This is a genomic window from Actinomadura vinacea (genome assembly GCF_039532545.1).
In the GTDB taxonomy this organism is placed as follows: domain Bacteria; phylum Actinomycetota; class Actinomycetes; order Streptosporangiales; family Streptosporangiaceae; genus Spirillospora; species Spirillospora vinacea.
Genome location: NZ_BAAARW010000045.1, coordinates 79,859 through 86,425, shown reverse-complemented (window position 1 = coordinate 86,425; position 6,567 = coordinate 79,859). Strand labels below are relative to the sequence as shown.

Below are 6,567 nucleotides of genomic sequence, written 5' to 3'. Positions count from 1 at the left end.
AACCTAGGATCGGTGTCAAGCATCACCCGAGCACCAAACGTCAAGCACCAACCGAGGTTGCACAAGCGATCTGGTGTCGGCTTGGCTCCTGGTTCTCATCGCAGCGATGTCATGCGGTGGAGGGATGCCCGTGCACCGCTGGAACCCTCAGCGCCAGCATCTAGCGCCCGAGGACGCCCGACGATCACCCTCGCCGCGGGATACATCGAGGAGCGCGACTCGATGCGGGACGGTCAGCCCATGCGGGAGGCGTTCCACGCCTGTTCCACAGATGGCCGGGAAGAGCCGGGGACGGCTGGGAAGAGGTGTAAGCAGCAAACAGGCCCTTCGCCAGTGTCTTGCCTGGTGAAGGGCCTTCTGCGCTGTGGTGGCGGGTCCAGGATTCGAACCTGGGAAGGCTAAGCCGACGGATTTACAGATCTACGCTCGGTTTGTGATCTTGGCCGGTTCCATCGCAGGTCAGGCCGGGATTGGAGCGGCCGGAGGGTCGTCGTCGTCCTGGTCGTGCCCCGTACGTGCCCCAGGCTCGATCTTGCCGTCTCGGAACGCGTCCAGGCCCCGCGCGACGTCGTGATCCCTGCCTTCCAGCCTACGCGCGTAGTGCCGGGTCGTGATGGTGGTGTTGGAGTGCCCGAGACGGCGCCCAGCCGCCAAGACGCCGAACTCGTCCGCGACCCATGACGCGTGAGTGGCCCGCAGGTCGTGAGGGGTCACGCCGTCGAGTCCGGCCTTCTCGACCGCCGGGTCGAACTTCCAGGTACGCCACGCGTTGTAATGCAGTGCGTTCCCCCGCTTGTTCACGAACAGGAGGGCGTTCGGCGACTTGCCCGCCATCTCGTCCAGGTGAGCCCGGAGCCGCCGCACCAGGAAGGCCGGGATCTGCACGTCCCGGATCTGGTGATCCTTGGGGGTGCCGAAGGACGTCTTCCCCGAGATCTCAACCAGGGTCTCAGTGACGCGGATGGCCCCCGCATCGAGATCGATGCTCTTGCGCCGCAGCGCGAACGCCTCGCCGACGCGCAGCCCCGCGTAGGCCATGATCTCGACCAGGAGGTCATGCGGAGCGACCGCCGCCTTGACCAGGTTCTCGACCTGGACCCGCGTGAGGATGACCGGATCGTGCACGACCAGACGGGGCAGCTTGGTCCCCGCGCAGGGCGAGACGCGAATCAGTTCGTTGGTCACCGCCGTTTCCATCACCAGGGCGAGCACGACGTGAGCCTGCCGGATCCGGGAAGCACTCAGGCCCCGAGCGTTCATCTCCGCGACCCACTCACTCACCCGGATCGGTCGAATGGACGTGAGCGCCGAGTCGCCGAATTTCGGCTTGATCTGGGTCGTGAACAGCGAGAGGTACGAGGCGTACGTCTTCGGTTTGAGGCTCGGACGGACTGATTCCAGCCACCGGGCGCCCCAGTCCCCCAGGAGGATCTTTCCTGCGTCCGGGTCGATCCACTCCCCCTTTTCGATCTCCGCCGCCTTCAGCGTGAGCCAGCGGTTAGCCTCCCGCTTGGTCGCGAACGTCATCGGGGCGTTAAACCGTTCCCCGTCCGGCGACCGGTAACGAGCCTGCCAACGTCCAGAGGGCAACTGCCGCAAAGTCCCGAAATCACGCTTTGCCATTACGCAGCCCTCCGAATGTCAGACGCGGTCATAGGCTCGACCAGCCCGGCGGTCACGTACTCGCTGAGTGCGGATTCCGGGATGCGGATAAGACCTCGTTTACCGGGCTCGCCCAGGCGGACGAAGCGAATGCGCCGTTCGTCGATCAGCCGCCGGGGGAACCGTTCGGTTGTGTTCAGGTACTCCGCCGCTTGCGCGACGGTCAGCAGCCGGTCATTGGCCGCGAGAGGGGCGGGGGGAACGGCCTTCAGGGTCAACCAAGACTCCCGTTCATCGGGTTTGGAGGGGGTAGGTCCTTGCCGGTCAGTGCTGCGGTGACCAGCGCCTCAGCACGGGTGAGGCCCTGGGAGTGGAAGCGCCATTCAGCGAGGGCGATGATCTGGCCGTCGGTCTGGTCGTCGCCCGGTTGCCAGGCGGGTTGCTGGGCGCGGATGAAGTCGATGCGCACCTGGCGGAGCGCGCCGAGGGTGGTGGAGTAGCGGCGGGACTTGGTGGAGAAGTGGCCCCGGAAGCCGAGCATGTGAGCCCAGGCCGTCAGCCGCAGGTCTGCGAACGCTTCCAGGGCGCCCAGGCGAAGGCATTCGGTGATGAGCCGCCGCGCGTGGGGTGTGATCGGTAGGACGTCGAGGTCTTCGTTCGGGCGTAGCCGCCGGTCGAGGGTGCCGACGCATTCGGCCGCCTTGGTGGCGTACTTGGCGACGTAACCGGCGACAGCTTGATCGGTGAGCGTCCCCGACGAGGTGATGGGGCGGATGTCGACCTGTGGGCCCCAGGCCAGGCCCCGCGCGGGCATCCCCTCAGCCTCAGGGGTGGTGACCGTGACGGCCCCGGCAGCGTGCCGCACGGCTGCATCCAGCAGGCCAGCCGTAGCCCAAGCTGGCGGGGACGTGGCGGGTCCGTCGGGTCCGTCGAACCTGATGACGGCGTGGAAGTGCACCACGCCCCGCCGCTGGTACTCGGCGACCTTGGCGTAGGAGACCGCGAGGGTCTGGCCGAACTCCTTGAGGGTCAGGCCCGCCGCCCGCGCCAGGTAGCGGCGCAGCGCCAGCGTGAACCGGCGCCACAGCTCCGGCGCCATGGCGTTGAACAGCACCGACCCGGCGTAGTCGTAGCAGTCAGGGCACAGCGGTTGCCCGAGCTGGGCGTCATCGACGCCATGCCGCACCGTGCACGAGGGCGTGACGCCGTGCGGGCACCTCTGGGCGTCGCGCCGGGGGTGACAGCTGGCGGGCTTGCCGCCCTTGCCCAGGAGGCGGGAGTGGACGGGACCGAACGAGGGGGCCGTCAGGGTGACGAACGCGGCCGGATGTGCGGTGACCGTGGCCGGGACGCCCTTGCCGCCGACCAGGCCCGCGCGGATCAGCTGGTAGGTGTCGGCCCGGTAGATCTCGGCGCAGGCCGGGCAGCGGGAGGCCCGCCGGGTCTTGCAGGCCACCGGAAGCGCGCCGTCCGGCTCCCCATCGGTGGAGTAGCGGCGCAGCACTTCCCCGGTACCAGTGTGGACGTGTTCGACGCCGCCCTTGAGGAACACCGGCTGTGCACACCCGCCGGTCGACCGGGCACGGGCAGCCCAGCGGACGAAGTCGGGACGGTCGAGGAGGCGGGATATCTGCCGGGCGTCATGCGCAGTGATGACGGGTTGGGGCACGATGAAGAGGTCTCCTGTCACTCATCAGGGGTGGTCGGTGAGGCGGGCCCCGGGCGGAGCGGCGAAACTTGGCGGTGGAGCAGCCCCGCCCGGGGCGTAATCAGCAGTGGCCGAGGCCGGAGCAGTGGGGGCAGGTGTCGCCGTGGGAGTCGAGGCCGGTGCCGCCGCAGTTGCAGCACTGCCACCACTCGACCGGCGGGACGAGCGGCCGGGGGAAGGTGATCGCCGATCCGGTCGCCGGGTCCTGCGCGGTGACTTCGCTCGACCCGCAGGCCGGGCACGAGGGACCGCCCCCGATGGCCAGCAGGGCCACCCAGGTCAGGCCGCCGGTCGTGATGTCACAGGTCCGGCACCGCAGCCGCCATGCCGTCGAGTCTCCGGAAGTCGTCGAGGTCATCAGGCCGCCTCACCCTCGAAGTCGGCCCGGATGTTGGCCGCGTAGCTGTGTTCCGCGTTGAGCTGGGCCATGCGGCGGGCCGGGATGTGAGCGGCCGAATAAGTGACCGGGCCGAAGTGCCGCCGCGCGGTGTAGGGGCCGCCGTCGGAGGTCTCGTCCCAGACCGGGACGCCGAGCAGTTCGGCGATGCGGTCGATCTCGGCACGCTGTCGGAGGTCGGTGGTCCCGTTGACGCTCACGCCGGAAGGGACGCGCAGTTCCCAGTCGAATCGGGGGACCGGCAGCGCCGGGTTTGCCTCCAGGAAGGCCGCCAGGTCGATCAGGCCCTGAAGCATGCGGTCCCGGTGGGCTGTCTCGTCGGCGTCGGGGGTGAAGTGGTGTTCAGACATGGTGATCTCCTGGGGTGATGGGGTTCAGGCGGGAGCGTCGGTGCGGAGCTGGCGGAGCAGGTCGGAGGCGAGTTGGTTGGACACGCCCAGCCGCCCCCGGAGGACGTCACGGGTGATCGGGCGCCCGTGCTTCGCGCTGTGCTCGTCCGCGACGCGGCGGGCAAAGTCCAGGAGCGGCGCGGCCGGACGAGGCGCCGACTCGGCGACGGGGACGGGGATCTCGGTTGCGGGGACGGGGATCTCGGTCTGCCCGTCCGGGACGGCCGGGAGTTCCGGGCGAGGCTCGTCCTCCACAGCCGGGGCAGGGGACGGCGCGTCCGGGTGGCCGAAGGACGGCGGGACGATCAGCGCGTCCGGGGACGGGACGGCCGACGGCGCGGGACGGGACGAGCCGGATGCGCGGCGTTCCAGCATGGAGACGGCCACCAGGAACGCAGCGGCCGGAGTCGCCGCCGACAGCCACCCCCACACCGACGGTTCCGCTTGCGCGAGGTTCGCGGCGAGGCTGAGCAGGATGCCCCCGACGAGGACGAGCGTCGGCCACGACAGCCGCCCCGTCCGCCGCTCGGTGCGCTTGTCACGCTGCCGCTCACGCGCCGCCATCACACAGGTCAGGTCGATGCACACGGCGACGGCCCAGGCCATCCACCCGCCCTGACCGTGCTCGGCAGCGGTATCGCGGATGTGAGTGAACGACCCAGCGGCAGCGATCCCCGCCAGCACCAGCACCGGGCCGGAGTCGACCAGGGCGCCCAGGACGCGGCGCATCAGGACGCCTCACCGAGGACGAGAGCGAGCAGCGCGGCCAACTCCGGATCGCAGGTGTGCAGGTCCGCCCACTCGTCCACCTGACCGACGTCCCGAGTGTCGATCGACTCGGCGCAGCGCTCGCACCGGGCGACGTGCAGGTTTCGGGAGTCGTCCCAGCCGACCCGCACGCCGCCGGCGGGGACGAGATCCCGGAACGAGGACGAGGCGGGACGGGTCACCAGAGCGGGGACGGAGGCAGGACGACGGCGGGGACGGAAGGCGATCACGCGCGCACTCATGGCAGATCCTTCAGGACGGTTTCGGGCATGGATCGGGTAGGGACGTGGCGCGATCAGGGCTCACACCAAGCCCGTTGGGAGGGGGAAGGTCAGGCAGCCTCAGGCAGGTCCGGCAGGTCCGGCAGGTCGGTTGGCACCGGGCCGCCGCCGGTCAACTCCGCCCAGGACGGCGCCAGGTGGGCGTACTCACGTGCAGCCTGTTCGGTCTCCTCTTCGGTCACGTAGACCGAGCGGGCACGGTGCCAGGTCCCGTCCTGTCCGGCGACGACGCACACGCCGGGGGTCTCGGCGGGGATCGCTCGTGCCGTGACCAGGGAGGCGGGGTCCAGGTCGCCGAGGGTCATGTTCGCGGTCTCGGGATCGTTCACTCGATGGCAGACGCGGCCGGACAGTTGCGCGCGGAGCGCGGTGACGCCGGGGCCGAGGTCGGAGCCGATGCGCTGGCCGGAGATGATCAGATAGACGGCGAACGCGCGTCCGAGCTGTGCCAGCCGCAGCAGCGCCGTACCGGTCTTGGCGATCTCCTCTTTCTCGGACTTGTCCGCCATCAGGAACAGTTCGGCCACCTCATCCACCAGGACCACGATGGGAGTCGGGCGAAGGTCCTCAGGCAGCGTCCACACGTTCCGGGCACCGTAGGCCCGGCACACGGCCATGCGCTTGGCGACCTCGCCGACCAGATCACCCAGCAGCCCTACCGACTCTTCGCGGTTGGTCGCCAGCGCCGACAGGCGGGGGGCGTAGGGGGTGAACTCGACCCCGCCCTTGAGGTCGAACCCGACCAGAGCGACCGGCTGTGGCGCCAGGCCCTTGATGACGGCGTTGGCCAGGTTCGACTTACCCGACTGAGTCGCCCCCGCATTCAGCCAGTGCGGCATGGTGCGGAAGTCGATCACCCAGTCATGGCCGTTCTCCAGCAGCCCCGGGCGCACGGTGAGAAGCTCCCCCGTCTCCGGGATCACCCGGACATCGGTGAGCGAATCGCGCAGGGTCGCCCACAGGGTGACCTTGCCCGGCTTCACGTCCACGACGCGGACCGAATGGACCCGCCAGGCATGCGCGATCCCCTCAGCCGCGCGAGCGTAATCGGCCGGAACCTGGCCATCATGCAGCCGGAGCCGCATACGCCAGCCCAGCCGGGTCGGCCGCAGCAACCCCAACCGAGGGGACCGTTCGACGTCCACACGACGGACACGACGCTTGTGCACCACCGTCGACGCCGAGCGCGCCGCCGCACCCGCCAGCGGAACGGCATCCAGGGTCCAGCGCCAGCGCCGCCGACTACGGGTCAGCTTGCACCCGGACGCGACATGGTGCCAGGTCAGATAGACCAGGACGGCGCGGAGGGGGAAGCCGACGCCGTACCAGAACGAGACCGGATGCCAGCGGCGCCAGGCCCAGAGCCCGACCGCCGCAGCGGCCGAGGCTCCGAGCACCAGAGCGAGAGCGGAGTCATCCATC

The 6,567-nt window shown here is 69.7% G+C and carries 8 protein-coding genes; all 8 read right to left on the bottom strand.

Annotated features, from left to right (window positions below; all coding sequences use genetic code 11):
- Positions 1-459: 459 nt before the first annotated feature.
- Positions 460-1,623, bottom strand: a complete 1,164-nt coding sequence (locus tag ABD340_RS45185; protein WP_486303569.1) for a tyrosine-type recombinase/integrase — start codon at positions 1,621-1,623, stop codon at positions 460-462.
- The gene (locus tag ABD340_RS45180) at positions 1,623-1,880 is read right to left on the bottom strand and encodes an excisionase family DNA-binding protein (RefSeq protein WP_344598018.1); all 258 of its coding nucleotides are present in this window, start codon (positions 1,878-1,880) and stop codon (positions 1,623-1,625) included. The genes ABD340_RS45185 and ABD340_RS45180 overlap by 1 nt, the downstream gene beginning before the upstream one ends.
- Positions 1,877-3,271, bottom strand: coding sequence for a replication initiator (locus ABD340_RS45175; protein WP_344598016.1), 1,395 nt, complete (start codon positions 3,269-3,271; stop codon positions 1,877-1,879). Before ABD340_RS45175 ends, ABD340_RS45180 begins: the two co-directional genes overlap by 4 nt.
- A 100-nt stretch (positions 3,272-3,371) precedes the next feature.
- Positions 3,372-3,668, bottom strand: coding sequence for a hypothetical protein (locus ABD340_RS45170; RefSeq protein ID WP_344598015.1), 297 nt, complete (start codon positions 3,666-3,668; stop codon positions 3,372-3,374).
- Positions 3,668-4,057: a hypothetical protein gene (locus ABD340_RS45165; protein ID WP_344598013.1), complete on the bottom strand. Its 390-nt coding sequence runs from the start codon at positions 4,055-4,057 to the stop codon at positions 3,668-3,670. The genes ABD340_RS45170 and ABD340_RS45165 overlap by 1 nt, the downstream gene beginning before the upstream one ends.
- Before the next feature lie 24 nt (positions 4,058-4,081).
- Positions 4,082-4,825, bottom strand: a complete 744-nt coding sequence (locus tag ABD340_RS45160; RefSeq protein WP_344598012.1) for a DUF2637 domain-containing protein — start codon at positions 4,823-4,825, stop codon at positions 4,082-4,084.
- Positions 4,825-5,106 (bottom strand): hypothetical protein, encoded by a 282-nt coding sequence (locus tag ABD340_RS45155; RefSeq protein WP_344598010.1) that lies wholly within the window; start codon positions 5,104-5,106, stop codon positions 4,825-4,827. The genes ABD340_RS45160 and ABD340_RS45155 overlap by 1 nt, the downstream gene beginning before the upstream one ends.
- Before the next feature lie 89 nt (positions 5,107-5,195).
- Entirely contained in the window at positions 5,196-6,566 is a 1,371-nt protein-coding gene (locus ABD340_RS45150) for an FtsK/SpoIIIE domain-containing protein (protein WP_425547543.1), read from the bottom strand.
- Position 6,567 lies beyond the last annotated feature (1 nt).